The 24,403-nt window shown below is 60.6% G+C and carries 25 protein-coding genes and 2 tRNA genes; 15 read left to right on the top strand and 12 right to left on the bottom strand.

Annotated elements, in window-relative coordinates; translation table 11 throughout:
• From HMPREF2760_RS01400 to HMPREF2760_RS01375, 6 genes are all read left to right on the top strand, one after another.
• Positions 1 to 534: a YceI family protein gene (locus HMPREF2760_RS01400; RefSeq protein ID WP_070521904.1), complete on the top strand. Its 534-nt coding sequence runs from the start codon at positions 1 to 3 to the stop codon at positions 532 to 534.
• A 174-nt stretch (positions 535 to 708) separates the two neighbouring features.
• The gene (gene pepN, locus HMPREF2760_RS01395) at positions 709 to 3,219 is read left to right on the top strand and encodes an aminopeptidase N (protein WP_070596424.1); all 2,511 of its coding nucleotides are present in this window, start codon (positions 709 to 711) and stop codon (positions 3,217 to 3,219) included.
• 138 nt (positions 3,220 to 3,357) lie between these two features.
• Positions 3,358 to 3,900 (top strand): RNA polymerase sigma factor, encoded by a 543-nt coding sequence (locus HMPREF2760_RS01390; RefSeq protein WP_070521975.1) that lies wholly within the window; start codon positions 3,358 to 3,360, stop codon positions 3,898 to 3,900.
• A gap of 53 nt (positions 3,901 to 3,953) precedes the next feature.
• Positions 3,954 to 4,880: a thioredoxin-disulfide reductase gene (gene trxB, locus HMPREF2760_RS01385; protein WP_070521911.1), complete on the top strand. Its 927-nt coding sequence runs from the start codon at positions 3,954 to 3,956 to the stop codon at positions 4,878 to 4,880.
• Positions 4,881 to 4,887: 7 nt separating this feature from the next.
• Entirely contained in the window at positions 4,888 to 5,211 is a 324-nt protein-coding gene (gene trxA / locus HMPREF2760_RS01380) for a thioredoxin (protein ID WP_070521914.1), read from the top strand.
• Positions 5,212 to 5,276: 65 nt separating this feature from the next.
• A complete protein-coding gene (locus tag HMPREF2760_RS01375) occupies positions 5,277 to 6,461 on the top strand; it encodes an N-acetylmuramoyl-L-alanine amidase (RefSeq protein WP_070521917.1) in 1,185 nt (394 codons plus the stop codon).
• A gap of 5 nt (positions 6,462 to 6,466) precedes the next feature.
• Here the strand turns inward: HMPREF2760_RS01375 and HMPREF2760_RS01370 are convergent, their stop codons facing one another.
• Genes HMPREF2760_RS01370 through rpmH form a run of 8 tightly spaced genes read right to left on the bottom strand, consistent with a single transcriptional unit; the run spans position 6,467 to position 11,400 of the window.
• A complete protein-coding gene (locus HMPREF2760_RS01370) occupies positions 6,467 to 7,042 on the bottom strand; it encodes a hypothetical protein (protein WP_070521920.1) in 576 nt (191 codons plus the stop codon).
• 6 nt (positions 7,043 to 7,048) lie between these two features.
• Positions 7,049 to 8,104, bottom strand: coding sequence for a ParB/RepB/Spo0J family partition protein (locus tag HMPREF2760_RS01365; RefSeq protein ID WP_070521924.1), 1,056 nt, complete (start codon positions 8,102 to 8,104; stop codon positions 7,049 to 7,051).
• Positions 8,105 to 8,110: 6 nt separating this feature from the next.
• On the bottom strand, positions 8,111 to 8,959 hold the full coding sequence (locus tag HMPREF2760_RS01360) for a ParA family protein (protein ID WP_070521927.1): 849 nt from the start codon (positions 8,957 to 8,959) through the stop codon (positions 8,111 to 8,113).
• A 10-nt stretch (positions 8,960 to 8,969) separates the two neighbouring features.
• A complete protein-coding gene (gene rsmG, locus HMPREF2760_RS01355; protein ID WP_070521930.1) occupies positions 8,970 to 9,599 on the bottom strand; it encodes a 16S rRNA (guanine(527)-N(7))-methyltransferase RsmG in 630 nt (209 codons plus the stop codon).
• A gap of 23 nt (positions 9,600 to 9,622) precedes the next feature.
• Entirely contained in the window at positions 9,623 to 10,609 is a 987-nt protein-coding gene (gene yidC, locus HMPREF2760_RS01350) for a membrane protein insertase YidC (RefSeq protein WP_070596422.1), read from the bottom strand.
• 9 nt (positions 10,610 to 10,618) lie between these two features.
• Positions 10,619 to 10,897 carry a membrane protein insertion efficiency factor YidD gene (gene yidD, locus HMPREF2760_RS01345; RefSeq protein WP_070444526.1) on the bottom strand — a complete coding sequence of 93 codons (279 nt, stop codon included), beginning with the start codon at positions 10,895 to 10,897 and terminating at the stop codon, positions 10,619 to 10,621.
• Positions 10,885 to 11,253: a ribonuclease P protein component gene (gene rnpA / locus HMPREF2760_RS01340; protein ID WP_070521939.1), complete on the bottom strand. Its 369-nt coding sequence runs from the start codon at positions 11,251 to 11,253 to the stop codon at positions 10,885 to 10,887. The genes yidD and rnpA overlap by 13 nt, the downstream gene beginning before the upstream one ends.
• 3 nt (positions 11,254 to 11,256) lie before the next feature.
• A complete protein-coding gene (gene rpmH / locus HMPREF2760_RS01335; RefSeq protein WP_003847033.1) occupies positions 11,257 to 11,400 on the bottom strand; it encodes a 50S ribosomal protein L34 in 144 nt (47 codons plus the stop codon).
• Positions 11,401 to 12,199: 799 nt separating this feature from the next.
• Here rpmH and dnaA point away from each other — a divergent pair.
• From dnaA to gyrB, 5 genes are all read left to right on the top strand, one after another.
• Complete coding sequence (gene dnaA / locus HMPREF2760_RS01330) at positions 12,200 to 13,831, top strand: chromosomal replication initiator protein DnaA (protein WP_070521942.1); 1,632 nt, start codon at positions 12,200 to 12,202, stop codon at positions 13,829 to 13,831.
• Positions 13,832 to 14,407: 576 nt separating this feature from the next.
• Positions 14,408 to 15,589 carry a DNA polymerase III subunit beta gene (gene dnaN, locus HMPREF2760_RS01325; protein WP_070521945.1) on the top strand — a complete coding sequence of 394 codons (1,182 nt, stop codon included), beginning with the start codon at positions 14,408 to 14,410 and terminating at the stop codon, positions 15,587 to 15,589.
• 5 nt (positions 15,590 to 15,594) lie between these two features.
• Positions 15,595 to 16,773, top strand: coding sequence for a DNA replication/repair protein RecF (gene recF / locus HMPREF2760_RS01320; RefSeq protein ID WP_070521948.1), 1,179 nt, complete (start codon positions 15,595 to 15,597; stop codon positions 16,771 to 16,773).
• The gene (locus tag HMPREF2760_RS01315; protein ID WP_070596419.1) at positions 16,766 to 17,308 is read left to right on the top strand and encodes a DciA family protein; all 543 of its coding nucleotides are present in this window, start codon (positions 16,766 to 16,768) and stop codon (positions 17,306 to 17,308) included. The genes recF and HMPREF2760_RS01315 overlap by 8 nt, the downstream gene beginning before the upstream one ends.
• A 130-nt stretch (positions 17,309 to 17,438) precedes the next feature.
• On the top strand, positions 17,439 to 19,490 hold the full coding sequence (gene gyrB / locus HMPREF2760_RS01310; protein ID WP_070521954.1) for a DNA topoisomerase (ATP-hydrolyzing) subunit B: 2,052 nt from the start codon (positions 17,439 to 17,441) through the stop codon (positions 19,488 to 19,490).
• A 73-nt stretch (positions 19,491 to 19,563) separates the two neighbouring features.
• On the opposite strand, the gene HMPREF2760_RS01305 is transcribed toward gyrB, so the two are convergent.
• Genes HMPREF2760_RS01305 through HMPREF2760_RS01290 form a run of 4 tightly spaced genes read right to left on the bottom strand, consistent with a single transcriptional unit; the run spans position 19,564 to position 20,996 of the window.
• Positions 19,564 to 20,010: a DUF6918 family protein gene (locus HMPREF2760_RS01305; protein WP_070521957.1), complete on the bottom strand. Its 447-nt coding sequence runs from the start codon at positions 20,008 to 20,010 to the stop codon at positions 19,564 to 19,566.
• 10 nt (positions 20,011 to 20,020) lie between these two features.
• On the bottom strand, positions 20,021 to 20,467 hold the full coding sequence (locus HMPREF2760_RS01300; RefSeq protein ID WP_070596418.1) for a hypothetical protein: 447 nt from the start codon (positions 20,465 to 20,467) through the stop codon (positions 20,021 to 20,023).
• Between the two features lie 50 nt (positions 20,468 to 20,517).
• Complete coding sequence (locus tag HMPREF2760_RS01295) at positions 20,518 to 20,778, bottom strand: cell filamentation protein Fic (protein WP_070521964.1); 261 nt, start codon at positions 20,776 to 20,778, stop codon at positions 20,518 to 20,520.
• Positions 20,775 to 20,996, bottom strand: a complete 222-nt coding sequence (locus HMPREF2760_RS01290; RefSeq protein WP_070533755.1) for a CopG family transcriptional regulator — start codon at positions 20,994 to 20,996, stop codon at positions 20,775 to 20,777. The genes HMPREF2760_RS01295 and HMPREF2760_RS01290 overlap by 4 nt, the downstream gene beginning before the upstream one ends.
• A 79-nt stretch (positions 20,997 to 21,075) precedes the next feature.
• Between HMPREF2760_RS01290 and gyrA the strand changes: the two genes are divergently transcribed.
• The 4 genes from gyrA to HMPREF2760_RS01270 all read left to right on the top strand — a co-directional run bounded on the left by gyrA (position 21,076) and on the right by HMPREF2760_RS01270 (position 24,261).
• Positions 21,076 to 23,664, top strand: coding sequence for a DNA gyrase subunit A (gyrA, locus tag HMPREF2760_RS01285; RefSeq protein ID WP_070596416.1), 2,589 nt, complete (start codon positions 21,076 to 21,078; stop codon positions 23,662 to 23,664).
• Positions 23,665 to 23,667: 3 nt separating this feature from the next.
• The gene (locus HMPREF2760_RS01280; RefSeq protein ID WP_070563718.1) at positions 23,668 to 24,015 is read left to right on the top strand and encodes a DUF3566 domain-containing protein; all 348 of its coding nucleotides are present in this window, start codon (positions 23,668 to 23,670) and stop codon (positions 24,013 to 24,015) included.
• 87 nt (positions 24,016 to 24,102) lie between these two features.
• Positions 24,103 to 24,179, top strand: a tRNA-Ile gene (locus HMPREF2760_RS01275).
• Between the two features lie 9 nt (positions 24,180 to 24,188).
• A tRNA-Ala gene (locus HMPREF2760_RS01270) sits at positions 24,189 to 24,261 on the top strand.
• The last annotated feature ends 142 nt before the right edge of the window (positions 24,262 to 24,403 follow it).

Genomic DNA, 24,403 nt, shown 5'->3' with positions numbered 1-24,403 from the left:
ATGACTATCACCGCAGGAACGTACGCACTGGACCCGGCACACACCACTATCGGCTTTGTTGCCCGCCACGCCATGATCACCAAGGTGCGCGGCAACTTCAACGAGTTCGAAGGCACCCTGACCGTAGGGGAGAACATTACTGACTCCGCCGCCACCGCCACGGTGAAGACGGCGTCCATCGATACCAAGAACGCTGATCGCGATGCACACGTAAAGAATGAGGACTTCTTCGACGTAGAGAAGTTCCCGGAGATGACCTTCACCGCGACCAAGTTCGACGTTAACGACGAGGGTGAGGGCACCGTCACCGGTGACCTCACCATCAAGGGCACCACCAAGTCCGTTGATTTCAAGGTAGAAGAGACCGGCGTGGCCGAGGATCCCTTCGGCAACACCCGCCTTGGCTTCGAGGCTAAGACCTCCATTAACCGCACCGACTTCGGCATCGACTTCAACGCTCCGCTGAAGACCGGCGGCGTGCTCGTCTCCGAGGAGATCAAGATCGAGCTCGAGGTTTCTGCCATCAAGCAGTAGGCCGTCAGGCGTGATACCTCGCCTTGAGAAGTAGTTTTTAGTTGTTGCCCGTAGTGCCCATTTCGGCACTACGGGCAACAACTTTTTGACGACTAAGGCGCCACAACCGAGTAATAAACAACTCCGGGCAGCTTACCTGTGATACGCACCGCAGCGACGTTTAAGATGTAGCGCATGACTACCGCAAACCTCACCCATGCAGAAGCCACCGCCCGCAGCACCGCGCTGCGTTTGAGCACCTACGATCTGCACCTCGACGTCACGAGCGCGCCAACCGACGCCGACTCCTACGAGGTCACCTCACGTATTACGTTCACCACCACTAAGCCCGAGACCTTCGTGGATTACTTGGGCAAGGCCGTGCACGCAGTGCGCGTCAACGACAAGGAGGTGGAGAACACCTTCGACGGTGGACGGGTCTACCTGAGCAACCTTCCAGTGGGGGAGGAACTCACCGTGGAGATCACCGGCTCCTCCTATTACTCCCGCACCGGCCAGGGCCTGCACCGCATGCACGACCAGGCCGATGACACCACCTACCTCTACTCGCACCTCGAGCCATCCGATGCCCGCCGCATCTTCCCCTGCTTTGACCAGCCGGATCTCAAGGCCAGCTACGAGGTGCACCTCACCGGCCCGGAAGGCTGGCAGCTGCTCAGCAATCAACCGGAGATCAGCCGCGAGAAGACGGATAGCGGGGAAGTGGCACACTTCGCGCCGACCCCTCTGCTGTCGACGTATTTGACGGCGTTTGCGGCGGGGCCGTACGTCGAGAAGCACAGCACCTGGACCGCCCCCGATGGCTCCTTGGAAGTGGAGCTGCGCGCCTTTGCCCGCGCCTCCATGGCCGAATACCTGGATGATGAAATCCTGCAGGTCACAGCACAAGGCATGGACTTCTTCCACAGCAGTTTTGGCTACCCGTACCCGTGGGCCAAGTATGATTCCATCTTCGTTCCGGAATACAACCTGGGCGCCATGGAGAACCCCGGCCTCGTGACCTTTACGGAGCATTACCTCTTCCGTTCTGCCGCCACCCGCGCGCAGCATGCCGGGCGCACGAACACCATCCTGCACGAGATGTCGCACATGTGGTTCGGTGATCTGGTCACCCCGCAGTGGTGGGATGACCTGTGGCTCAAGGAGTCCTTCGCGGAGTTCATGGGCGCGGATTCCTCGGTCCACGCCACCGAATACACCGAGGCGTGGGTGAACTTCGCCGGGCAACGAAAGAACTGGGCGTACCTGCAGGATCAGCTGCCCACCACGCACCCGATCAAGGCCGAGATCCCGGACGTCGATGCCGCGCGCCAGAACTTCGACGGCATTACTTATGCCAAGGGTGCAGCGGTGCTCAAGCAGCTGGTGCACTACGTGGGCCGGGAGAACTTCTACGCCGGCGCGCGCGACTACTTCCAGGAGCACGCCTTTGCTGCCGCCACCTTCGAGGACCTGCTCACGGCGCTGAAGAAGCACACCGACCGCGACCTGGACGCCTGGTCCACAGCCTGGCTGCGCACGTGGGGCCCGGACACGCTCACCCCGGAGCTGCACACGGACGGCGATAAGATCCACGAGCTCGCCATCGCGGTGGAAGCCGAGGACACCACGCGCCCGCACCGCCTCAACGTGGCACTCTTCGATGACTCCCTGAACAAGTACGCCACCCTCGACGTCGATCTGGAGGGCGAGCGCACCATCCTCGATGAGGCATCGGGGCTGCAGGCGCCGGCGTTGCTGCTGCTTAACGACGGCGACCACACCTACGCCAAGGTCCGCTTCGACGAGACCTCCTTGGAGACCATTCGCACGCGCCTGTCTGAAGTTCCGGATGAGCTTTCCCGCGCGGTCATCTGGACTTCCCTGTGGAATCTCACCCGCGATGGCGAGTGGCCAGTGCGTTCCTACCTGGACACGGTGCTCAACCACGCCCCGGCGGAGTCCAACCCGACGCTTCTGACCACAGCCTTTGCCAATGCCCGCTATGCCATCGACCACTTCGTGAGCGAGGATGACCGCGAAGAGATTCGCGCCGATTATGCCGAGCGCCTCTGGGAGGTTCTGCAGCAGGCGCCGGCAGGCTCCGATGCGCAGCTCACCGTCGCCCGCGCCGCCATCCAGGCCTTCGCGGCCAACCCAGCAGAATCCGGCACGCCACGTCTGCGCGCGCTTTACGACGGCTCCCTCGACGGCCTCGCCCTCGACCCGGACATCCGCTGGGCCATCCTCCGCGCCTTGGCCGCCCGCGATGCCGTGAACTCCGATGAGCTGGAGGCGGAGAAGGAGCGCGATAACACGCTCACCGGTGCCGCCGCCTACCTGGGCGCCTCCCACGCTTTCCCATCTGCCGAGCTCAAGCGCGAAGTCTTCGATCTCGTACGCACGCCGGGTAAGTACTCCAACGCGGAGGTGGATTCCCTGCTCGCGGCGTTTAACGCCCCGTGCTCGGCCCACCTCACCGAGGCCTTTGCCCAGGAGTATTTCGACTCTCTGGCGAAGCTCTGGGAGGAGCACCCCATCGAGATTGCTAACCGCCTCGTGCGCGGGCTTTACCCGGATCTCGCGATGGCCGACGCCGCCACCAGCGAGTTCCTGAGCAGCGAACGCCCTCGGGCGCTGCGCCGCGTGCTGCTGGAATGCCAGGATGCGCTGCGTCGCGCGCAACGCGTGCGTGCGGCGCAGTAGACGCGGCGCGTAGCGGACTGCAGAATCTTCCCGTAAACTCACAAGCACATTAACGGGGGACAATCACACACCATCGGCTTCGGCCAAGGGACTGTGTTGACCCATGTGTCATTGCTCAAGTTTCCGGGGGGATTCTTCTTGTCAGCTCAGCCGACCGATCGTGAACTCGTCGACGCCTTCATTGGCGGAGATACTAAGGCCTTTTCGGCAATCGTCGAGAAGCACCGTGCGCGCCTGACGGCCATGGCGCGGCGCTATACGCGCAACGATGATGATGCGCAGGACATCGTGCAGGAGGCACTGCTCAAGGCCAGCTGCAACATGGCCTCCTACCGGCACGATGCCACGCTGAGCACATGGCTGCACAGGCTGGTGATGAACTCCGGCTATGACTTCCTCAACCATCGCTCCAACCGGGAGAACGCCTCCCTGGATGCAGAGATCATTGAGGATGACCGCAACTACGCACTCGCGCACAATCCCAGTGAGAACTTGGCGGAACGCATCACGGTGGCCCAAGCGATGGAGACGTTGCGCCAGGACCAGCGAGAAGCGCTGTACCTGACCGACGTAGCAGGCTATCCCATCGATGCGGTGGCCAAAGTGCAGGGCGTTGCGCCAGGCACGGTGAAATCGCGGCGAGCCCGGGCTCGGCAAGTGCTGCGTGCGGCGATAGACTGAGGCCGAGTAGAATCTGATTCTTGATCGGAATTGTCGTCTCAAGGGAGTTTTTTGTGACCATCCACGATGTCGCCATCGTCGGCTCCGGCCCCGCCGGCTACACCGCAGCACTCTACGCAGCACGTGCCGAGCTCAATCCCATCGTCTTCGAGGGCTTTGAATACGGCGGCGAACTCATGAACACCACCGAGGTGGAGAACTACCCGGGCTTCCAGAAGGGCATCATGGGCCCCGAGCTCATGGAAGAAATGCGCGCCCAGGCCATCCGCTTCGGTGCGGACCTGCGCATGGAGGTTGTCGATTCCGTCGAGCTCGAGGGCGAGGTGAAGAAGCTGCACGTCGGTGACGAGGTCTTTGAGGCCCGCACCGTCATCCTCGCCACCGGTGCAGCGCCGCGCTACCTGGGCATTCCGGGTGAATCCGAGCTCGCTGGGCGCGGCGTGTCCGCCTGCGCCACCTGCGATGGCTTCTTCTTCAAGGGCCACAACATTGCCGTCGTCGGCGGCGGCGATTCCGCCATGGAGGAGGCCACCTTCCTCACCAAGTTCGCCGAAACCGTAACGATCATCCACCGCTCCGAGAACTTCCGCGCCTCCAAGATCATGCTGGAGCGCGCCAAGGAGAACCCACAGATCAAGTGGCTGACCAATACCACCGTTGAGCGCGTCCTGGATAAGGACGGCAAGGTTGGCGGCCTGGAGGTCAAGAACGCCCTAACCGGCGAAACCAGCGAACTCGATGTCACCGCCATGTTTGTGGCGATTGGCCATGACCCGCGCTCCGGCTTCCTCGAGGGCCAGGTGGCCACCAATGAGGCTGGCTACGTTGTCGTGGAGCAGCCTTCGACTAAGACCTCGCTGCCCGGTGTCTTCGCCTGCGGCGACTTGGTGGATGACCACTACCAGCAGGCCATCACCGCGGCTGGCTCCGGCTGCCGCGCGGCCATTGATGCGGAACATTTCCTCGCCGATAACCGTTAATAGTCACATGAGCAACATTAAGAACGTCACTACTGATTCCTTCCGCGCGGACGTCGTGGAGGCAGGCAAGCCCGTCGTCGTGGACTTCTGGGCTGAATGGTGTGGGCCGTGCAAGAAGTTGTCCCCGATTCTCGAAGAGGTCGCCGAAGAACTCGATGATGACGTCTCCGTGGTCAAGGTCAACGTGGACGAGGAGCGCACCCTGGGTGCCATGTTCCAGATCATGTCGATCCCATCCGTGCTGATTTTCAAGAATGGTGAGAAGGTCGACGAGTTCGTCGGCCTGCGTTCCAAGGCCGACATCGTGGCGCAGATAAAGAAACAGCTCTAACTGGTATTCTTTAACTCGTTGATGGCGCACTGCGGTGCGCCTCCTTGATCACGAAAGGGGTAGGTGTGAATCGCGTTTTACGTGTAGGTGACCAGAGCGTTCGGGTCGCCGAAGCACGCGCAACCCTTGCCCGCCTCGGCCTGATGACTGACTACCAGGGGACTTTGTCCGACTGGAAGAAGCAAAAGTACTCCGAAGCCGATAAGCACTTTGATAACAATTTGGCCGAGGTCCTCAAGGCCTTCCAGCAATCCCGCGGCATCGTGCCTAGCGGCGATATTGATGACCTCACTCTGCGCGAGCTGCGCCAGGCTTCCTACACGCTGGGCGCCCGCGTTCTGGCCTATGAACCGGGCAACGTGCAGGTGGGCGATGACGTAGCACAGCTCCAAGAACAACTGCAGGAGCTTGGCTTCTACCAAGAACGCATCGATGGCCATTTCGGTGCCCGCACCTACGCGGCGCTGGCGGAATACCAACTCAACTCTGGCCTGCGCAGTGACGGGATCTGTGGCCCTGCCACCATTAACGCCCTCAACCTGCTGGGTCGGCGTATCACTGGCGGCTCGGCGCACAATATCCAGGAACGCGAGCGCGTGCGCAATGCCGGGCCAAAGCTGGCCGGCAAGCGCGTTGTGATCGACCCCAGCCTGGGTGGCCTCAACAAGGGCCGCACGGTCAGGGGACGCTTCGGCAACATCACGGAAGAGGAGATCCTCTGGGACTTGGCCGAGCGTGTTGCCGGGCGCATGATCGCCGCCGGCATGGAGACCATCATCTCCCGCCCGCGCAACGATGACCCATCGATCCGTGACCGCGCAGACATGGCCAATGCATTCGACGCCAACCTGGTTATTTCACTGGCCTGCGATGAATACCCCACGGAGAAGGCCAACGGCGTAGCCACCTTCTACTTTGGGTCGGAATCCGGCAACTCTTCCCTCATCGGTGAGACGCTCTCCGGCTTCATCCAGCGTGAGATCGTTGCCCGTACCGAGCTGGGTAACTGCCGCAACCACGGCCGCACGTGGGCGTTGTTGCGCCTGACGCAGATGCCGGTGGTGCAGGTCGTGCTGGGTTACCTGACCAGCCCCAAGGACGTGGCTATCCTTACCAACCCGGACCGCCGCGATGACATCGCCGAGGCCATCGTCGTCTCCGTCAAGCGCCTCTACCTCTTGGACGAGGATACCGCCGTGACCGGCACCTACCGCTTCGACGAGCTGCTGCGCGCCGAGCGCTCTTCCTAAAGGGCTTAGGCCAAAGCGCGGGCGAGGAGGTCCTCCACCGCGGCTGCGGTCAGCAGGTCGAAAGCCGGTGGAAGCTCGAGGCGCAGGCGCGGGGTAATAGGGTGATCGCGCACCACCATGAAACCGGCGGACTCCAGCGTCTCCACAGGTAATAGGCCTATGCGAGCGGGTTTCTCGCGGAGGAGCTCTTCGGCCTGGCGGGCATCACGAAAGCCAAAGGCCTCAACGGCGCTAGCCTCGCGTGAGGTGAGGTGCATGATGGTGGCGTCGAGAAGCACTGCTTCCAAGCCCTTCGCCGCGCGGTGCGGCTTTACAAATAGCGAAGTCACCAGGACCGCATCCTCCGAGACGGGGGAAGTGGGCAGCTTGGCCACACCGGGGGCAAGCTCAGGCGGACAGAAGAGGAGCGTGGCCTCATCGCCCACGGTAAAACCGCACTCGCCGCAGCGCAGCAGGGTGGCGCTGATCCATGCCTCCTTTTCAAATGCAGGGTCAGCGACCGTGGTTTTCAGCTCCCAAAAAATAGATCGGGCCGCCAAGGGGTTGATAGCAACACCTTCCTTGACGGCCTGAACGAGCATGGCGAGCTAGCTGCCTTCTTTGCCCTCAATGAGCGCTAGGATGCGCTCGAAATCCTCCTGGTCACCGAATTCGACGACCATCTTGCCCTTGCGCTTGCCCATGGTGACGGTGACCTTGGTGTCGAAGCGATCAGCCAAGCGCTCGGCGGAGTCCGTAAAGAACTGCGGCTGCGGGGCAGCGGGCTTCTTGGTTGGCTCGGCTGGCTTGCCATCGCGCTTGTACAGGGTGACGGCTTCCTCGGTGGCTCGCACAGAAAGGCCCTCGGCCACGACGCGATTGGCAATGAGCTCCATGGCCTCTGCATCCGGCAAACCCAGCAACGCGCGGGCGTGACCGCCCGATAACGTACCCGCGGCAACGCGCTTCTGCACGTCCACCGGCAGCTTGAGCAGGCGGATCATGTTGGTCACCTGCGGGCGCGAGCGACCAATGCGGTCAGCCAACTCATTTTGGGTAACCCCAAATTCTTCAAGAAGCTGCTGATAGGCGTGTGCTTCTTCCAACGGGTTGAGCTGCACGCGGTGGATATTCTCCAGCAGAGCGTCCCGCAGGAGGTCATCATCCTTGGTATCGCGGACGATAGCCGGGATGGTGGCCAGGCCCGCCTTGGAAGAGGCGCGCCAGCGGCGCTCACCCATGATGAGCTCGAAGCCGCCCTCCTCGGAAGGCCGGACCACGACCGGCTGCAACAGACCGAATTCCTTGATGGAGTGGACCAGCTCGGCCAGGTCATCCTCGTCGAAGACAGTACGCGGCTGCTTCGGGTTGGGCATGATGTCACCGACGGAAATCTCACGGTAAGTCGCACCAATCACCGAAGGCTTGGCCTGACGCTTCTTCGAACCCGAGGATTGCTGGATAGTGGGCGCACCCTGCACCCTTTTCGTGCCGGCATCCTTAGGAGCGCCGGTGGACGCACCGAGAATGATATCTGCGGCGGAATCTCCCAAGCGTGGCTTGCGGGAGGGCGCACCCGGGCCGGACGGGATGAGCGCGGCCAAGCCCTTGCCCAAACCGCCCTGGCGCTGCTCCGGCTTGTGGTCTGCCTTCTTATCTGCCACGGTGTCCTATCCTTCCAATTCCGCGAAAATCTCTGGGCTCACGCCAATGGCACCCGTGGTGGGGTGCGGCGTGTAGTCCCCGCGCTTATCCAACTCGCGTGCGGCGGCGGCGTAGGCGCGGGCGCCTGTCGACGACGGGTCATAAGCGATAACCGTCTTACCATAACCCGGCGCCTCCGAAACGCGAACGGAGCGCGGGATGACGTTGCCTAAGACGACGGCGCCGAACTGCTCGCGCACTTCATTGGCCACCTGCTCTGCCAGCTTGGTGCGGGCGTCGAACATGGTGAGCAGCACGCCGGAGATGTGCAGATCCTCGTTGAGGTGCTCACGGATCATGGAGATATTTCCCAGCAGCTGGCCCACGCCCTCCAGGGCGTAGTACTCACACTGGATGGGAATAATGACCTCTTCTGCGCACGTCATCGCATTGATGGTGAGCAAGCCTAGAGATGGTGGGCAGTCAATAAAAACGTACTCAAAGCCATGCTCTTCGAGGAAGCCGTTGTGCAGGGCGTCATACAGGCGAAACTCGCGGCGAACCAGGGAGACCATTTCAATCTCCGCGCCGGCGAGGTCGATGGTGGCGGGGATGCAGTAGAGGTTTTCATCGTCGGGGGAGTGCTGCATCGCATCCTCCGCGCTGCAGTCACCCAACAAAACCTCATAGCTGGATTTGGTGCCGGAGGTGTGCTCCGCGCCCACCGCGGTGGAGGCATTGCCCTGCGGGTCCAAGTCGATCACCAGGACCTTCTTGCCGGCCTCAGCGAGCGCGGCGGCAAGGTTGACGGCGGAGGTGGTTTTACCCACGCCACCCTTCTGGTTCGCGATGGTGATAAGACGAGGATGAGTCATGCCGTCTACTTTAGTTCACGCGCGGGACACGGATAATGGTGGTGCCGTGGATGGTCATGACCTCGGCTTTTCCGCCACCGGCGCGCTTGATGTCGGCTGCGTCGCGCTCCAGCTCCTCGTGCACCGAGGAACCCTTGAGAGCGATCATCTCTCCGCCCTTGCGAACCAGCGGCAGGGACCACTTGGCCAGCTTGCCCAACGGGGCCACCGCGCGGGAGGTCACGATGTCGGCACCCTTAACGGCCTTCTTCACCGGGCCTTCCTCGGCGCGGCCGCGGATGACGGTGACGTTATCGAGGCCCAGCAGGTCGACGACCTCGTTGAGGTAAGTGGAGCGCTTCAGCAGCGGCTCGATGAGGGTGATTGTCAGGTCAGGGCGCGCGATGGCGAGCGGGATGCCGGGCAAGCCGGCGCCACTGCCGACGTCGATAAGCGTGGCGCCCTGCGGCATTACCTCCGCGACCACGGCGCAGTTAATGAGGTGGCGCTCCCACAGGCGCGGGACCTCGCGGGGACCTATAAAACCACGGGTGGACCCGTCCGTAGCCAGCGAATCGTGGTATTTCTGCGCGAGCGGCAGACGCGATCCGAAGACGTCAGACGGGTCCAGTGGCACAGTGTCGGACACAGATTCAGTCACTGTGAAAACTCCTGGGTTACGTTCTAGTTGTTCTTGCGGCGCTGTTTCTTAGAGCGGTGATCCTTCTTGCGTGCGCCCGGCTTCGGGGCAGAAGTGCGCTTGAGCTCAGCCTTGGCAGCTGCCTCTTCTTCTTCCTCGCGGTCCATCTTGGCGTAGACGATGCGAGTTTGGAAGAAGGTCCACACGGTGTTGGCCAGCATGTAGAAGAGCAAGCCGATGGGCCAGATGAAGCCGGAGAACACCAGCATTGCCGGCATAAACCACAGCATCATCTTGTTCATCATGGCCATCTGCTGCTGCATCATCTCCGCGTTCTGACCCTGCGGGGTAGCGGTCTTGCCGGCCGCGCGGCGCGCCTCCTGACGGTTCAGCGTCATGCGGGCGTTGAAGTGGGTCAGCGTCGCAATGATGGCGATGAGCGGCACGATGATGAAGGCCGCCTGTGCGGTGGTGGTTTCCTTAACAATCTCCAGACCGGAGTTGAGGCTCAGGTTGGCCACGAGCGGGACACCGAAGATCTTGGCGTCTACGAACTGCTTCACCAGCTCAGGTTCGAAGATGTAGTTCGCAATGGAGGCGTTCATCTCCTCCGACATTGCTTCACCCGCCGGGTGGCCCACGCCACCGGCGACGGCAACGGTGCGGTCGAAGGAACGCAGCACGTGGAACAGACCAATGAACATGGGGATCTGCGCGAACATCGGCAGACAGCCCGCCACCGGACGAACGCCGACTTCCTTGTAGATGCGCTGCATCTCTTGGGCAGCCTTGGTCTGGTCATTGGCGTACTTGGTGCGCAGTTCCTGAATTTGCGGCTGGATCTCCTGCATCTTGCGTGAAGAGCGCAGCTGCGTGATGGTCGGCTTGACCATGATGGCCTTGAGCGTCCATGTCAGAAGAACGATGGCGATGATCCAGGTTCCGCCCCATGCGGAATCAAGGACGAAGCTCAAGAGCCAATGCCAGAACCACAGGACGGCTGAAATTGGCCAATAAATGAAATTAAGCACGAGAGTTGTTTACCTCAGTTGTTGTTTGGTCGGTACCGGATCAAACCCGCCCGGGTGCCAGGGACCGCACTTGCATAACCTGGCGAGGGCCATGCCCGTCCCCTTGAAGGCTCCATGGATGGAGATGGCTTCGAGAGCATAGGCACTGCACGTCGGTTCAAAACGACAGGTGGAGACCATCTTAAGGCCTGACAAGTGCTTTTGGTAGAAGCGCACCCCGTGAACTAGGACTCTCCCGAACCCGCGGGCTTCAGGAATCTCCTCTCCTTGAGAGTTCAGATATCCCATGTGCTTAGTGCTTTGCGGATATCACGCTCAAGGCGCTCACTGGTGGCACTACCGCTAGCGGGCAAGGCGCGGATAACAATGTCAACATTGGCGGGCAATACTGTCCCGTTGACGCCATCGCGCATGAGGGACATGCACACATGACGAAGCCGCCGGGAGGTGCGGTGGCGAACCACGGCATTCCCGACGGCCTTCGACACGATGAGGCCGAACCGCGGCCCAGTGGCCGCGATGTCGTCTTCACCGTCGTTAAAGCGCAAATGCACGACGACAGTGCGCGTGCCCGCCCGGCGCCCGCCCTTGATGGTCCTCCGAAATTGCCTCGGGGACGTGAGCTTGTGCTGGGCTGGAAGCATGAATTAAGCGGTGAGCTTAGCGCGACCCTTCTTGCGACGAGCGGCGACGATGGCGCGGCCGGCGCGGGTGCTCATGCGGGTACGGAAGCCGTGCTTACGAGCGCGACGACGGTTGTTCGGCTGGAAGGTACGCTTACCCTTTGCCACGATTAACTCCTTGAAGTTGTTGGTGGATGGCACAGCCACACGCCGGTGAGGGCGGTGGGCATAAACATCCACTGATGAATGGTGTACGTGGGGATGTGGCTTCGCACGTGAAGCGCCGTGAGGCGTGGCGAGGCATTCCCACATGCAACATGTGCACCATGCACTGTTGCGATAGACCATCACAGGTTACGTGACAGATAGTGCGCGAAACAAATCGACACACTGGGTGTCCCCGAAATTACAAAGATGTTTTTATCCGCAGCTAGAACGCCACTTTTTGCCCACATGCTGCGCGACAAGTGCCCCCTCTCGCCGTTCTTGCGCCGCGCTTGGCGCCACCGTGCCGAGCGCGCATAAAAGTGCGTTAGACAGCGCCCCCATAACGCGGTACAACTGAGGAATCGAATTCCACAGTCACCCACAGGGTGTGGATAACTCTCAATGAAGACTTGAGACTTTTGCTGTTTATGCAGGTTAACTGCATTGAGGAGCCGATGTACAGTTATCCACAGCTATGAGATAGGCTGTGGATAAACCACCTATCCACACTTGTGGATAACTTTGTGGATTCCGAGGTTACACACCAAAACATCGTGTGGAATCTTCGGTGGAAATTACAACTTCATGTGATTTCTCATCCTGTATCTCTCCTCATCCATCCGTCCATCCCCGATCCCCAACCCACAGTCACGCAGTAAATACTCAGCTCCCAAAGCCTCTTCTTCAGGGAACCGAGTAGGTGTGGCCGGCCCCGGCCGATGACACCGCGTGAACTGTGACTACACAGAAGGTAGGCGTTTTGTCTGATCCGCAAGCAGCCCTCCGGGCCAGCTGGAAAGCTGTGGTCAGTGATTTACTGGCTCAGTCCGAACAACCAAGTTCGGACGTACCCAATTTCTCCCATAGCCAGCGCCTCAATCTTCAACTTGTAGAACCCATCATGATCGGTGATGGCTACGCGCTGATCGCCGCCCCGCACGAGAACGCCAAGAATGTCATCGAGGCCGAGCTGGGGGAGTACATCACCCGCACCTTGTCGCAGCATATGGGGCGCCCTTGTTCTTTGGCCGTGACCATTGCGGCGCCGCCGCAGCCGGCTCACGAAGAAGCGCCAGAAGCGCCCGCACCCCAGCGCCCCATCCAAACCGAGGCGCCCGAGCACGGCATGGGGCACCAGGCACAGGGTTTCCAGCAGCCCATGCCGCCCACTCCATCTGCCCAGCCAGAGACGCCAAGCCACCATCAACCGCGCTCCTGGGACACCGCGCATTCTCCGGCTAGCTTGGATGAGTTGGCACAGCACTACAGCGATCAGCAGAGCGGCGTTCCGAACGGCTACCCCGAGGCAACCGGGCCGCGCATCCCGCGCGAGGAACCGGCGCACAACCCGAACCGCGAAAAGTCCCTCAACCCGAAGCACACTTTTGAAAACTTCGTCATCGGGTCCTCCAACCGTTTTGCCAACGGCGCCGCCGTGGCCGTGGCCGAAAACCCCGCCCGCGCCTATAACCCTCTCTTCATTTGGGGCGGCTCCGGCTTGGGCAAAACCCACCTGCTGCACGCGGCCGGTAATTACGCCCAGGTCCTGCATCCGGGCCTGCGCGTGAAGTACGTCTCCTCGGAGGAATTTACCAACGACTACATCAATTCCCTGCGTGATGACCGCCAGGAATCCTTCAAGCGCCGCTACCGCAACCTGGACATCCTCATGGTCGATGACATCCAGTTTCTAGAGGGCAAGGAGTCCACGCAGGAGGAGTTCTTCCACACCTTCAATGCGCTGCACCAGGCCAATAAACAGATCATTTTGTCCTCCGATCGCCCTCCGAAACAGCTGACCACGCTGGAGGATCGCCTGCGCACACGCTTCGAGGGAGGACTGATTACGGATATTCAGCCGCCAGACCTGGAAACGCGCATCGCCATCCTCATGAAGAAGGCCTCCGCGGACGGCACCGACGTCGATCGCTCGGTCCTCGAGCTCATCGCCTCTCGCTTCGAATCCTCGATCCGCGAGCTGGAGGGCGCGCTCATCCGTGTTTCTGCGTATTCTTCCCTGGTCAATGAACCGATCAGTTTGGAGATGGCGGAGATTGCCCTGCATGATCTAGCCCCGGACTCTGCGGATCGCCAGATCACCGCGGCGGCCATCATCGAGGTCACAGCGGATTACTTCGACATCGACGTGGATACCCTGCGCGGTTCTGGTAAGAAGCGCGCCGTCGCCCACGCCCGCCAGCTGGCCATGTATCTGTGCCGCGAGCTCACAGAGCTTTCCCTGCCGAAGATTGGTGATCAATTCGGCGGCAAGGACCACACCACCGTCATCTATGCGGACCGCAAGATCCGTAAGGAGATGACTGAGAACCGCAACACGTACGACGAGATCCAGGCCCTAACCCAACGCGTGAAGAACCACAACCAGCGCTAGCACCACGCAGCGCTTGGCGACGCCCCTGCCCACCTCCCGCAATTTCCTCCCCGCGGGCGTGGGTAGGGGCGTCTTTGCTATCCACCCAAAAGTTATCCACACCGTTATTCACAGCTGTGTAATTTCATTGTTGTAATTTGTAGATCCTTATCACGTTTTCTTCTTCCACAGCAGATCAGAAGGGTCATCGCCCTTGTGATTAACTCTGTGATCAGCGCAGACAGATCTGGGGATGAATTGTGGATAACTTTGACCCCGACCCAGTTACTCACATTTCTTGTCATTTGATCACAGTGATCCCACACCCTGACTCACAGATCGTTTCACCGTGAAGAGCTTGGCTTTTAGCGGGTTGTCCACAGATCCCACAGCGCTTATTACTACTTCTATTTTGTTTTCTCCCTAACCAAGAAGAAAAAGGATGTGTGTGATTCGTCGGCGCCCTGCACGGTCGCGCGCTTGAATCGCAAAGCACGGAAGGTGAATGACAAAATCCTGTGCTTCGGCACCGATCCTGTAAGTTGGAGTGAGCTTGCAAGAATCTTCCATCCGCAACTAGAGGAGCGTCTCACCATCATGGAGCAGTCCGTGTCATTTCGCGTTGCCAAAGATGATCTCGCTAACGCCGTAGCGTGGGTCGCGCGCAGCCTTCCTTCGAAGGTCACCCAACCAGTACTGCGCGCCATGCTGATCACCGCGGATGACAATGGTTTGGAATTCACCGGCTTCGACTACGAGGTTTCCACCCGCGTGCGCATCGCCGGCATGGTGGATGAGCCGGGACGCATCGCAGTGGCCGGTAAGTTGCTCTCTGACATCGTTGCTTCCTTGCCCAACAAGGAAATCGAGATGACGCAGGAGGATAACAAGGTTCTGTTGACCTGTGGTTCTTCGCGCTTCGAGCTGCCGCTCATCCCGCTGGATGATTACCCCCAACTCCCTGTCCTGCCGGAGGTCACCGGCACCATTAACCCGCAGCTCTTCGTCGAAGCCATCAGCCAGGTCGTTGCCGCGGCCGGCAAGGATGACACGCTGCCGATGCTCACCGGCGTGCACATTGACATCAATGGTTCTCACGTGGAAATGACGGCAACGGACCGCTTCCGCCTGGCCATGCGCACCTTCGAGTGGGAGCCGGTATCTCCTGACGTCCAGGCCAAGCTCCTCGTCCCGGCCAAGACGTTGCAGGAGACCGGCCGTTCCTTGGACACGCACCTCAACATCCCGGTTGAAATCGCCGTGGGCACTGGTGAGAACATCGCTGCGGAAGGCCTGTTCGGCCTGCATGCGGATAACCGCGAGACCACCACCCGCATGCTGGACGCGGATTTCCCCAACGTTGCACCCTTGCTGCCCAAGACCCACAGCGCTATGGCCAGCATTGAGGTTGCTCCGCTCCAGGAAGCCATTCGCCGCGTCTCGTTGTTGACGGATCGCAATGCGCAGATCCGCATGGAATTCCGCGAGGGCGAGGTGACCTTGGCAGCCGGTGCTGATTCCGGCCGCGCCAGCGAGTCCTTGCCTTGTGCTTTCAACGGCCGTGAGGACTTCGTCATCGCCTTCAACCCGTCCTACCTTAAGGATGGTTTGGCCGTGGTCCACACGGACCGCGTGGTCTTTGGATTTACCGAACCTTCGCGCCCGGCAATCATGATTCCGGAGCCGGAAGAGCTGCCGGCGGCCAACGAAGACGGCTCTTTTCCTACCCCGGAGACTGACTTCACTTACCTCTTGATGCCGGTGCGCTTGCCAGGCTAGGCCATATGTATATTCGCGATCTCGATGTCAGGGACTTCCGCTCCTGGCCCGAGCTCACCCTCAACCTCAAGCCGGGGATCACCCTGTTTGTCGGCCGCAACGGTTTCGGAAAGACCAATATCGTCGAGGCCATCGGGTATACCGCGCATCTTTCTTCGCACCGTGTGGCCCACGATGCCCCCCTCGTGCGCCACGGCGCGCACAATGCCCGCATCTCCGCCACCGCGGTGAACCAGGGCAGAGAGCTCACCGCGCACTTGCTCATCAAACCCCACGCGGCCAACCAGGCGCAGATCAACCGCACGCGCCTGAAGTCCCCGCGCGAGTTACTTGGCGTGGTGAAAACCGTGTTGTTTTCCCCGGAGGATTTGTCCCTCGTGCGCGGCGAACCTGCAGCACGCCGCCAGTATTTGGATGACATCATTGCCTCCCGCACGCCACGCCTGGCGGGAGTGAAAGCTGATTATGACAAGGTCCTGAAGCAGCGCAATGCCTTGTTGAAGTCGGCGTCGCCAAGCTTGCGCCGGGGCTACAGCGACAGTGACGGTGCCTCGGCGCTGGCCACTCTCGACGTGTGGGATACGCAGCTGTCTTCCCTCGGCGCGCAGGTGATTCAGGCACGCCTAGCGCTTGTCGACGAACTCCGCGAGCACATTCCCGCCGCTTATGCCGGGCTCGCCCCGGAGTCGCGACCGGCCGCCATTGACTACAAATCCACCGTGGACATCTCAGACCGCGAGGTTATCGAGGCCATGATGCTCACCGAGCTTGCCACGAAGCGTCAACGAGAGATCGAACGCGGCATCTCGCTCGTTGGCCCGCACCGCGACGATCTGGTGCTCAACCTTGGCACGAGCCCCGCCAAGGGCTTTGCCAGCCACGGCGAGACCTGGTCCTATGCCATCTCCTTGCGGCTGGCGGAGTTCAACCTGCTGCGCCAAGACGGCACTGATCCGATTCTCATCCTTGATGATGTCTTCGCCGAGCTCGATGCGAAAAGGCGCGAAAAGCTCGTTCACCTCGCCGCGGGTGCGGAGCAGGTGCTCATTACTGCGGCGGTGGATGAGGATTTGCCTGGAAATTTGCAGCCCATTGAACGCTTTACGGTCACAGTGCGCGACACCGACGAGGGCCGAATCTCCGAGATCACTCCGTATACGGCGGGCGGTGACGAGGATGACTGAGCAGGACTTCGATCCGGTCAAGGCGCTCTTCGAGCGCACGCGAAGTAATTCCAAGAATCCGCCGAAGCTAAACAAGCCGGCTCCCAAGATGAACCTGACGCCGACTCCTTCGGAGCAACAGCCAACGCCGTATCGGCGTGGCCGGCCCAGCGGACCCGATGGCCGCCGCCGGCGCCGCAGCCTCGAGATCCCTAGCCTCGGCGCACAGATTCAACGAGAGATTGGCAAACGCGGCTGGGAACACGAATTGGCTCATGGTTGGGTCATGGGTAATTGGGAAAACCTCGTCGGCGAGCGCATCGCCGCGCACACGCAACCGCTCACCATCAAAGAGCAGGTTGTCTACGTGGCGTGTGATTCTTCCAGCTGGGCCACCGAGTTGCGCTACCTGCAGCGCCCCATTTTGCAGAAGATTGGAGATCGCCTCGGCCCGGACGTGGTGGTTAAGCTGCACATTCAGGGCCCCAAGCAGCACCGCAACTATGAGGGCCGCCAATGGGTCAAGCCGCAAGGTTCGCAAGATACGTACGGCTGATTTTGGGTGACCGCGAAATTCACGCAAATTTGGGGCTCTCACGGGCGTGCAGTGCCCTTGCGTGGGGGGACACAGTGTAGAATGGCTAGAGTCTTAGATTTAGCTCTAGCCAAAAGGAGAACACGAATCCGTGGCTGAACAACACGCATATGATGCGGGGTCAATCACAATTCTGGAGGGCCTCGAAGCCGTCCGTAAGCGCCCCGGCATGTACATCGGTTCCACTGGTGCCCGTGGCCTGCACCACCTGATCTGGGAGATCGTTGACAACTCCGTCGATGAGGCGATGGCGGGCTTTGCCGACAAGGTCATCGTCACCCTCCGCGAAGACGGCGGCATCGAAGTTATCGATAACGGCCGTGGTATCCCGGTGGAGATGCACGCCTCTGGCGTTCCCACCGTCCAGGTGGTCATGACCCAGCTGCATGCCGGCGGTAAGTTCGACTCCGAATCCTATGCCGTTTCCGGCGGCCTCCACGGCGTGGGTATCTCCGTGGTCAATGCTTTGTCCACCCGCGTCGAGGCAGATATCAAGCGCGACGGCAAGCACTGGTACCAGAACTTCAACAATGCCATCCCGGATGAACTCGTGGAAGGCGATAATGCTCGCGGTACCGGAACCACCATCCGCTTCTGGCCGGACCCGGAGATCTTTGAGACCGTCGAGTTTAATTACGACACGATCGCTCGCCGCCTGCAGGAGATGGCCTTCCTGAACAAGGGCCTGACCATCGTGCTGCGCGATGAGCGCGCCATCTCTAAGGAGCAGGCCGAACTAGAGGAGATCGCCGAGGCTGGCGATGCCCCAGTGAGCCTGAGCAGCCTGGATGAGAAGGGGGAGTCCACTGAGGCTGCCGACGGTGACGAAGACCAGGCGTCCAAGAAAAAGAAGAAGGAAGTCACCTACCACTACCCAAACGGTCTGCAGGACTATGTTGAGCACCTCAACAAGAACAAGACCGCCATCCACCCCACCATCGTTGCCTTCGACGTTAAGGGTGAGGACCATGAGGTGGAAATCGCGCTGCAGTGGAACCAGGGCTACAAGCAGTCCGTCCACACCTTCGCCAACACCATTAATACTCACGAAGGCGGAACGCACGAGGAAGGCTTCCGCGCGGCGCTGACCTCCCTGATGAACCGCTATGCCAAGGAGCACAAGCTCCTCAAGGAAAAGGATGGCAACCTTTCCGGCGAAGATTGCCGCGAAGGCCTTGCCGCCGTCATTTCCGTCAAGGTTGGGGATCCGCAGTTCGAAGGCCAGACCAAGACGAAGCTGGGTAACTCGGAGATTCGAGGATTTGTCCAGCGTTCCGTTAACGAGCACCTCAACGATTGGTTCGATGCCAACCCGGCTGAGGCCAAGGTCATCATCAACAAGGCCGTGTCCTCTGCGCACGCCCGCGTGGCGGCGCGAAAGGCGCGCGAATTGGTACGCCGTAAGTCCGCCGGTGACCTCGGTGGCCTTCCGGGTAAGTTGGCGGATTGCCGTTCCAAGGACTCGAAGCTTTCTGAGCTCTACATCGTGGAGGGTGACTCCGCAGGTGGTTCCGCCAAGGGCGGCCGCGATTCCATGTTCCAGGCCATCCTGCCGCTGCGCGGCAAGATCCTCAACGTGGAAAAGGCCCGCATGGACAAGGTGCTCAAGAACGCTGAGGTTCAGGCCATCATCACGGCCCTGGGCACCGGCATCCACGAAGAATTCGACATTTCCAAGCTGCGCTATGACAAGATCGTGCTCATGGCCGATGCTGACGTGGACGGCCAGCACATCGCTACGCTGCTGCTGACCCTGCTCTTCCGTTTCATGCCGCAGCTGGTTGAGGATGGCCACGTCTTCCTGGCTAACCCGCCGCTGTACAAGCTGAAGTGGGGCAAGGGCCAGCCGGGCTATGCCTTCTCTGACGCCGAGCGCGACAAGCTGCTTGCTGAGGGCTTGGAGCAGGGACGCAAGATCAACAAGGATGACGGCATTCAGCGCTACAAGGGTCTGGGTGAGATGAACGCCTCCGAGTTGTGGGAGACCACCCTGGATCCGACCACCCGCGTGCTTCGCCGTGTGGATCTGGAGGACGCCCAGCGCGCCGACGAGCTCTTCTCCATCCTCATGGGTGATGACGTGTCTGCTCGCCGCTCCTTCATTACCCGCCGCGCGAAGGACGTACGCTTCCTCGACGTCTAAACGCTAGCCCAAAACCCGCAAAGACCAGCACCTCATATGAGGTGCTGGTCTTATTTCGTCGCCAAGCAGGCGTTTAAACAGTACCCATATGGCGCTGCAGAACGCGGCCGATGGTCGCGACGTTGGGCTCCAGGATCGAGGAGGCCTTGCCGCGCAGTGACTTGTAGGTGCGGGCGATGCCAGGCGCGTTCACATTCTCCGCGGCCTTGTCCGCGGTTGCCATGATGGCGGCGGTAATCTCAGCGCTGCGCCCTTCCAGGTAGGTGCCGAAGTCGGACTGCTCAGAGCCTTCGAATTCCTTCCAGTAGGAATCCAGGCTATTGAGTAGTTCCGGAAGCATGTGGTTGATTCCCTTGGACAAGACCTTAGAATCTGCCTTCTTGGCAGCGCCTAAAGCGCCTTTGAAGGCCATTCCGGAAATGCCGGAGAGCGAAGAGACGGTGTCATCGGCGGCCGTGGCCAAGTCCGCCACTACGGCGTTGCGGGTAGGGGATTGGAGAAGCTGGGTGAGGTTTGTCATACAGGCGAGCTTACTGTGCCGGTGCGGTGGAGCCTGCCTTGAGTGCGGCGAGCTGGTCAGCAATCTCCGGGAAGCCGTTGGTGCGGGCCAGGCGCTCGAGGTCGAAGTCGAGGCCACCTTCGTAGAGGCGGTTGTTTTCAGAAGAACCGGAGGACCCGGCCATCCCGATCTGGGCGGCAAACTCATCTGCTTGGGCGCGCAGCGCCGGGACGTTATCCACTACTAGCTTGAGCAGTGCCGCTGCGGCGGCGATGCTACCGCCGATGATGAGCGTCATGTCGATCGGCGTGGAGCCGGTGAGGGAGGAGCCGGCTTCGCCCTGCTCGAAGTCGGGGTTGAGGTTTTTCTGCCAGTCATTGTCGGCGGTCTTAGCGCTCGCAGCTGGCGTTGCGGCGGTGGCGAGGGTGGTGGCCACGACACCGGCGGCGAGGAACTTCTTCAAAGACTTCGAGGGCATAGGGGGATTCCTTCCTACAAGGGAATAGAGACTTCTTTATCATGTTTAACTTACATAACTTCTGCAACAGAAAGATAGACCTCGGCGCAAAATCGCGCGAATTCTTCATTCTTTCCGCTGAGCGCGGGGACAGAACGCAAGACCGTCTCCAGTGATTCCGCCGCCGCATCGCGGTTGCCATGAACGGCAATTCCCTCAATGGTGGCCGTGCTCGCGGCGGCCGCGGCGGCTAGTGCGGCGAAATTACTAATCCGTACCCGATGGGCCCGGCAAAACTCACGGGCGACGAGGAGCAGTTGTTCCACGTTCACTGGCGTGCGCCTCGGGCCTGGCGGATCTCCGCTTCTAATTCTGAACGCCCAGGCAGCAGCCGGCGCGCGGTATCCTGTACGGCGGCATCGGTGAGGGTTCGCGCAGCCGCCGCAACAACGGCGCGGACCACCGCCTCGTGCTTGGAGGTTCCTTGCGCGGAAGCCAACAAGGTCAGCGCATGGTCTTGGTCCGGGGTCAGGCGCAGCGTCATAGCCATAGAGGACATGGTATCATCGTGATACCACAGCTGTGCCACAAACGGCCTTATACGGCCCTAGAAGGTAGGATAGGGCGTTATGAGCGACAATAACGGTGATCTTTTCGATCGCATCCAACCAATTGACATCAATGAGGAGATGGAGTCGAGCTACATCGACTACGCCATGTCCGTCATCGTCGGCCGCGCCCTGCCGGAGGTGCGCGACGGCCTCAAGCCGGTTCACCGCCGCATCCTCTACGCCATGTATGACTCCGGTTACCGCCCGGATCGCGGCTACGTAAAGTCCGCCCGCCCAGTCTCGGACACGATGGGCCAGTTCCACCCGCACGGTGACTCCGCTATCTACGACACACTCGTGCGCCTAGCCCAGCCGTGGAACATGCGCTACCCGCTGGTCGACGGCCAAGGTAACTTCGGCTCCCGCGGTAATGACGGCCCGGCAGCTATGCGTTATACCGAGTGCCGTATGACGCCGCTGGCGATGGAGATGGTGCGTGATATCCGCGAAAACACCGTCGACTTCGCGCCGAACTATGACGGCAAGACGCAGGAACCGACCATCCTGCCCTCCCGCGTTCCGAACCTGTTGATGAACGGCTCCGGCGGTATCGCCGTCGGTATGGCCACCAATATCCCGCCGCACAACCTCAACGAGTTGGCGGAGGCTATTTACTGGCTGCTGGATAACCCGAATGCTTCTGAGGAAGAAGCCTTGGCTGCCTGCATGGAGCGTGTTAAGGGCCCGGATTTCCCGACTGCGGGCCTCATTGTTAGTGAGCAGGGCATCAAGGATGCCTACACCACTGGTCGCGGCTCCATCCGCATGCGCGGCGTGACCTCCATTGAGGAGGTGGGCAACCGCCAGACCATCGTTATCACTGAGCTGCCTTACCAGGTCAACCCGGACAACATGATCTCCAACATCGCGGAGTCTGTGGTCAACGGCAAGATTGCAGGAATCGCCAAGATTGAGGACGAGTCCTCTGACCGCGTGGGCATGCGCATCGTGGTCACCCTCAAGCGTGATGCTGTGGCCCGCGTGGTGCTCAATAACCTGTACAAGCACTCCCAGCTGCAGACCTCCTTCGGTGCCAACATGCTCTCCATCGTCGATGGCGTGCCGCGCACCCTGCGTCTCGATCAGATGCTGGGCTACTACGTTGCACACCAGATCGAGGTCATCGTCCGCCGTACCCAGTTCCGCCTGGATGAGGCCGAGAAGCGCGCCCACATCTTGCGCGGCTTGGTTAAGGCACTCGACATGCTCGATGAGGTCATCGCGCTCATCCGCCGTTCCCCGACGGTGGAAGAGGCGCGTGACGGCCTGATGCAGCTTCTCGGCGTCGACGAGATCCAGGCAGACGCCATCCTGGCGATGCGTCTGCGCCGCCTGGCCGCCCTGGAACGTCAAAAGATCATTGATGAGTTGGCGGAGATCGAGGAGATCATCGCGGACCTCAAGGACATCCTGGCCCGCGAGGAGCGCCAGCGTCAGATCGTCCACGATGAGCTGGAGGAGATCGTCGAAAAGTACGGCGATGAGCGCCGTACCCAGATCGTCGCCGCTTCCGGTGACGTGTCCGATGAGGACCTCATTGCCCGCGAGAACGTCGTTGTCACCATCACCGCTACTGGCTACGCTAAGCGCACCAAGGTGGATGCTTACAAGGCACAGAAGCGCGGCGGCAAGGGCGTGCGCGGCGCGGAGCTCAAGCAGGACGATATTGTCAAGAACTTCTTCGTCTGCTCCACGCACGACTGGATCCTGTTCTTCACCAACTTCGGCCGCGTCTACCGCCTCAAGGCCTATGAGCTTCCGGAGGCCGGCCGCACCGCCCGCGGCCAGCACGTGGCCAACCTGCTGGAGTTCCAGCCGGAGGAGAAGATCGCCCAGGTCATCCAGATTCAGTCCTATGAAGACGCTCCTTACCTGGTGCTTGCTACCCAGCAGGGCCGCGTGAAGAAGTCCCGCCTCACCGACTACGAATCCGCACGTTCCGCTGGGCTCATCGCCATCAACCTCAACGAGGGCGATGCGCTGATCGGTGCCCAGCTGGTCAACGAGGGCGATGACATCCTGCTCACCTCTGAGCAGGGCCAGGCCATTCGCTTTACTGCCGACGACGACCAGCTCCGCCCGATGGGCCGCGCTACCGCCGGCGTGAAGGGTATGCGCTTCCGCGGCGATGACCAGCTGCTGTCCATGTCTGTGGTTAACGACGGTCAGTTCCTCCTGGTTGCCACCTCCGGCGGCTACGGCAAGCGCACGGCCATCGAAGAGTACACCCCGCAGGGCCGCGGCGGCCTGGGCGTGATGACCTTCAAGTACACCCCGAAGCGCGGCAAGCTCATTGCGGCAATCTCCGTGGACGAGGACGACGAGATCTTCGCCATTACCTCCGCCGGCGGTGTTGTCCGCACCGAGGTAAACCAGATTCGCCCGAGCTCCCGCGCCACCATGGGCGTGCGTTTGGTCAACCTGGCTGACGACGTCGAGCTGCTGGCCATTGACCGCAACGTTGAGGATGATGGTGAGGAAGACGCCCAGGCAGTAGCCAAGGGCGAGAAGTCCGTGGAGGACGTCAAGCCTGAGCACCTCAAGCTTGGGGAAGACTCCCAGCAGGACGAAGCTGACAGCAAGGATGCCGATAAGGACGAGGAGTAACCCATGATTGGACGAGAGCTTCACCTAGCCCGGATTTCGCCCATGTCGGCGTTCCGCGTTGGCTTGGCCATGTCCCTCGTCGGCCTCGTTGCCTGGCTCATTGCCGTGTGCTTGTTGTACGTCGGCCTTGACCAGGCGGGCATCTGGGATTCCTTCAATAGCCTCGTCGGCGGTGTTGGCGGCGGCTTTGAGGTCTCCTTCGGATTGGTCGTCTCTGCGGCCGCTCTGTTTGGTGCCATCATCGCTGTGCTGATGACCATCCTGGCGCCCATCATGGCGGTAATCTATAACGCCATCGTGGACGTATTCGGCGGATTCAAGATTCGACTGCAAGACGAACCGTATAACTAGCGAATATCACCGAGAAAAACTACATATGACCAGGCGATTTGTAATAGATCGCCGGTCCTATGTAGAGTAACTACTCGTTCCGGTCAAGGGCCTATAGCTCAGTCGGTTAGAGCGCATCGCTGATAACGATGAGGTCGCTGGTTCGATTCCAGCTAGGCCCACCACGGAACAATGGGGCATTAGCTCAATTGGTAGAGCATCTGCTTTGCAAGCAGAAGGTCAGGAGTTCGATTCTCCTATGCTCCACAGCATAAGTGGAAGGCGCTCGGCGGAAACGCTGGGCGCCTTTTGCGTTGGCTCCTTGACCCGCTTTAGGGGGCGACCTAACCCCCTAAAGCGTTTAGGCCACGTTTTGTCGTTTAGGCCCCTAAAGGGCTTAAGAGACATT

Origin of the sequence: Corynebacterium sp. HMSC065D07 (assembly GCF_001810695.1) — a bacterium.
Taxonomy (GTDB): domain Bacteria; phylum Actinomycetota; class Actinomycetes; order Mycobacteriales; family Mycobacteriaceae; genus Corynebacterium; species Corynebacterium hesseae.
The sequence above is the reverse complement of the archived record's forward strand: the minus strand, read 5'-3'. Positions and strand labels throughout refer to the sequence as shown.

Coding starts and splice junctions, on each gene's coding strand:
- HMPREF2760_RS01400 (WP_070521904.1), top strand. CDS start 1: ATGACTATCACCGCAGGAACGTACGCACTGGACCCGGCACACACCACT.
- pepN (WP_070596424.1), top strand. CDS start 709: ATGACTACCGCAAACCTCACCCATGCAGAAGCCACCGCCCGCAGCACC.
- trxA (WP_070521914.1), top strand. CDS start 4,888: ATGAGCAACATTAAGAACGTCACTACTGATTCCTTCCGCGCGGACGTC.
- HMPREF2760_RS01370 (WP_070521920.1), bottom strand. CDS start 7,042: ATGCTCGTTCAGGCCGTCAAGGAAGGTGTTGCTATCAACCCCTTGGCG.
- HMPREF2760_RS01360 (WP_070521927.1), bottom strand. CDS start 8,959: ATGACTCATCCTCGTCTTATCACCATCGCGAACCAGAAGGGTGGCGTG.
- yidD (WP_070444526.1), bottom strand. CDS start 10,897: ATGGGATATCTGAACTCTCAAGGAGAGGAGATTCCTGAAGCCCGCGGG.
- rnpA (WP_070521939.1), bottom strand. CDS start 11,253: ATGCTTCCAGCCCAGCACAAGCTCACGTCCCCGAGGCAATTTCGGAGG.
- dnaN (WP_070521945.1), top strand. CDS start 14,408: ATGGAGCAGTCCGTGTCATTTCGCGTTGCCAAAGATGATCTCGCTAAC.
- recF (WP_070521948.1), top strand. CDS start 15,595: ATGTATATTCGCGATCTCGATGTCAGGGACTTCCGCTCCTGGCCCGAG.
- HMPREF2760_RS01315 (WP_070596419.1), top strand. CDS start 16,766: ATGACTGAGCAGGACTTCGATCCGGTCAAGGCGCTCTTCGAGCGCACG.
- HMPREF2760_RS01305 (WP_070521957.1), bottom strand. CDS start 20,010: ATGACAAACCTCACCCAGCTTCTCCAATCCCCTACCCGCAACGCCGTA.
- HMPREF2760_RS01300 (WP_070596418.1), bottom strand. CDS start 20,467: ATGCCCTCGAAGTCTTTGAAGAAGTTCCTCGCCGCCGGTGTCGTGGCC.
- HMPREF2760_RS01290 (WP_070533755.1), bottom strand. CDS start 20,996: ATGGCTATGACGCTGCGCCTGACCCCGGACCAAGACCATGCGCTGACC.
- gyrA (WP_070596416.1), top strand. CDS start 21,076: ATGAGCGACAATAACGGTGATCTTTTCGATCGCATCCAACCAATTGAC.
- HMPREF2760_RS01280 (WP_070563718.1), top strand. CDS start 23,668: ATGATTGGACGAGAGCTTCACCTAGCCCGGATTTCGCCCATGTCGGCG.